The sequence below is a fragment of the Phocaeicola sp. RTP21198st1_B8_RTP21198_201120 genome (assembly GCF_040929485.1).
GTDB lineage: Bacteria > Bacteroidota > Bacteroidia > Bacteroidales > Bacteroidaceae > Phocaeicola > Phocaeicola dorei.
In genome coordinates, this window is record NZ_JBCOCI010000323.1 from 311 (window position 1) to 1,485 (window position 1,175).

1 protein-coding gene and 1 pseudogene are annotated in these 1,175 nt (G+C 40.1%); both read right to left on the bottom strand.

Going from position 1 to position 1,175, the window contains the following annotated elements:
- Positions 1-393: pseudogene (locus tag AB5935_RS25900) on the bottom strand (hypothetical protein); the annotation flags it as partial.
- A gap of 13 nt (positions 394-406) precedes the next feature.
- Positions 407-1,175: hypothetical protein (locus tag AB5935_RS25905; RefSeq protein ID WP_368327861.1), on the bottom strand; the 769-nt coding region annotated here is incomplete at its 5' end.

The following is a 1,175-nucleotide window of genomic DNA, read 5'->3' on the forward strand; positions in this document are numbered from 1 at the left end:
GTCCGTTGATGTTACCAGTATCCCGGCTGCTTCACGCGTGTTAACCTTGACATTCAAGTCAAATTCAAGTGTCATATCAGTTTGCAAGGTATCTATCTTTAAACGTTGACGTTCAGTCGCGTTTATCTCTTCATATTCTCCATTCTCATCCATCTTCAACAAGGTAGCATATATGCTATGTATACCCACAGCAGAGAAACTTCTGGCAGATACAGTCACCGTCGAGTTATACTCCACCACATCTATTTCAGAAGGAGAAGTGAGTTCTACAGTAGGTGGCGGATACGCGTTGTCGTCCGAATAATCGGGCTCACTATCACTACAATTTGTCAACAACAAACCCCATGGAAGGGCAAGTATCAGGATCATTATATTTTTGATATATTGCTTCATGACCGTTCATTTTTTATTTTAAAGATTCGATTTGTAATTGAAAACAATGTAAATCTCCGCTTACACTTGTTTCGGTTACCCCCCTAAAAGCCCATTTGTGTGAAGTCAGGACAAATATACAATACTCGGAGTCTCTATTTCTATTTTCCACTTCTACGAAAGAATAGGTATCAGAAGTTAAGTTAGAAGTAATTGCCGACTCAAGATTAGGCAATAACGCACGTTTAACAGTGCCTACCAGAACCGTCTGTTCGTTTACCTTTTTCTTGAAAACGTCGACAGCCGGAGCTATCAGGTCTTCACTATTTAATGATACAGAACAGAAGAGCATATCTATTCCGTTCACTGCTTCTGTTTTTGTTTCAAGATATCTGCAATCGTTTTTTACTACATATTGTGTCATTTCGGAAATAGTAGAAGGAAAAAGAACCGTACTGCCGATTATCTTTTTCTCTCCGTTACTATAGCTGACAGGTACAAACACCGGCACTTTCTTGCTCTCTCTAGCAGTCTCCGTACCCGTATTTATGATTGCAGTTTGCCCATAGACAGCGTTCGTCCTGTCCAACAATGCCACTGAATGAACAGTGTTTCTGATAGATGACGCCACCTCTTTATAACTACAAGAGCTAAATAAATTTTGCTCTGACAAGTGCGCATAAACCAACACGTTAGTTGTTCTGAACCGGTTCCATTCCGGAATATCTTCTCCCTTGTTATCCTCATCACTACACGAAACGAACAGGCAAGAGATGACACATATAAATAGCAGATATAGATAG